Raw genomic sequence first — 2,089 nt, forward strand, 5'->3', positions numbered from 1 at the left:
TAGCTGGAGACGTTGTTACTACTGGAAAATCTACAATAGAAACTAAAGAAGCTTTAGAGAAGTTAGGTGGAGAGGTTATAGGTGTAGCTTGTATAGCAAATAGAACTTCTAAAGATATAGGAATGCCTATATATAGTGCAATAAAATTAGATATACAAGTTCATGAATCAGATGATTGTCCTTTTTTWAAAGAAGGAAATATAGAGTTAGTTAAGCCAGGAAGTAGAGAGTTTAAAGAATTAGGAATGTAATTTAATATATATTAAAATAAGGACTTAGTAATAGCTAAGTCCTTATTTTTTTAGATTTAGATAGTTAAATTATAAATATTTATCTATNNNGAGAATATGCAAATACTATATGTATACTAAGTTTTATAATGGGTATTTTATCAGGATTAATAATATTACTTTTAAGACCATTTATAGTTAATTTATACAATGTATCAGATTATACAAAATATATAGCAAAACAGATAATGATATCAACTGCCTTAGTATCAGTATTTAAATCTATATCATCCAATGTTATGATGGGAGTTTTAAGAGGTGGAGGAGATAATAGATTTGTTTTTATTAGTGAAATGATGTTTATGTGGTTAGTTTCTATTCCTCTTGGTTTTTTAGGTGCATTTATATTCAAATTGCCTGTATTTATAGTATTTTTAATTATAAGAAGTGATGAAATATTAAAATCTATAGCAGGAATACTTAGAGTTAGAAGCGAAAAATGGATAGTTGATGTTACAAAAAATGATTTAGATAAAAAATAAAAATAAATGGTATAAAAGATTTGACATAATTTTTTATACCATTTTTATGCATAAAACATATTATATATGTTTTATATTTTCATAATATGGAAAATATAAATGTATTAACTATAAATAATAATTAAAGGAGATTTAAACATGCATTATGATGTTGTAATTATAGGAGCAGGTCCATCGGGGATAGCAGCTGGACAYAATATTATAAATAATAATATATCTTGCTGTATAATTGACAAACAAAAATTTCCAAGGAATAAACTTTGTGCAGGAGGTGTAACACAAAAAACATTTGATTTGTTACATAGCTTAAATTTGAGCTCAGATTTTAATGGTGTAAACACTATAGTGAGTAAATGTGTAAGTTTATACTTAGAAGATAAGTACATAACAGATATAGAATGTAAAGGAAATACATACTTAGTAGATAGATTTGAATTTGATGAGTATTTAGTAAGGGAATATGAAAATAAAGGTGGAAAAATATTAGAAAATACTAAAATAAAAAATATTGATACTAAAAATAGAACTATAACCTTATCAGATAATCAAAATATAAGTTTTAAATATATTATAGGTGCAGATGGAGCATTAGGAATTACGAGATCTTTAGTTGATAAAAATATAAAGGCTAATGGATTTTGTTTACAAGTAGATGTAAACAAAAATGATACAAATTATAACAGTGATAATATGTCTATGTATTATGGTGTACTTCCTTATGGGTATGGATGGATATTTCCCAAGAAAAATCATTTAAGTGTTGGTTTTATAGGTGAATACAGCAAAGATATAGATTATAAAGTTGAGTTTGAAAAGTTTTTAAATAATATAGGGATTGAGTGTGATAGAAGTAGATTTAAAGGTGCATTTATACCTTTTGGTCAGTATATAAAAAAACCTATAAATTATGAAAAAAATTTATTGTTAGTAGGGGATGGTGCAGGTTTTGTAGATCCAATCACAGGGGAAGGTATATATTTTGCAGTACTATCTGGAATAAAAGCAGCAGATACAATAGTAAAAGCTATAAAGAATGATGATATAAATATAATAGATGAATATATATATGAGATTTATAATATTACTAAAAGTATAAATAAAGGTAGTAAGTTAAAAAAAGTAATATATAGCTGTAAAAAGCCTATATTTAATTCAATGAAGAATAAGCAAATTGGAAGTTTTATTTTTAATGATTGTGTATATAATTCTAATTACGATATATTAAAGACATTAAATAGTAAAGAAAGATTTTAGATATATTATATAAATAATATTAAAAAATGACTATATAGTAGTAATAATTATAGCTATTTTTTA

The 2,089-nt window shown here is 24.3% G+C and carries 2 protein-coding genes and 1 pseudogene; all 3 read left to right on the forward strand.

The annotated features are described in order from the left end of the window. A pseudogene (locus G3997_RS03190) lies at positions 1-251 on the forward strand (orotate phosphoribosyltransferase); the annotation flags it as partial. 77 nt (positions 252-328) lie between these two features. Further along, the gene (locus G3997_RS03195) at positions 329-772 is read left to right on the forward strand and encodes an MATE family efflux transporter (RefSeq protein ID WP_296649302.1); all 444 of its coding nucleotides are present in this window, start codon (positions 329-331) and stop codon (positions 770-772) included. A 138-nt stretch (positions 773-910) separates the two neighbouring features. Continuing rightward, positions 911-2,026 (forward strand): geranylgeranyl reductase family protein, encoded by a 1,116-nt coding sequence (locus G3997_RS03200; RefSeq protein ID WP_296648009.1) that lies wholly within the window; start codon positions 911-913, stop codon positions 2,024-2,026. The last annotated feature ends 63 nt before the right edge of the window (positions 2,027-2,089 follow it).

The sequence above is a fragment of the Romboutsia sp. 13368 genome, from assembly GCF_018336475.1.
Classification (GTDB): Bacteria; Bacillota; Clostridia; order Peptostreptococcales; family Peptostreptococcaceae; genus Romboutsia.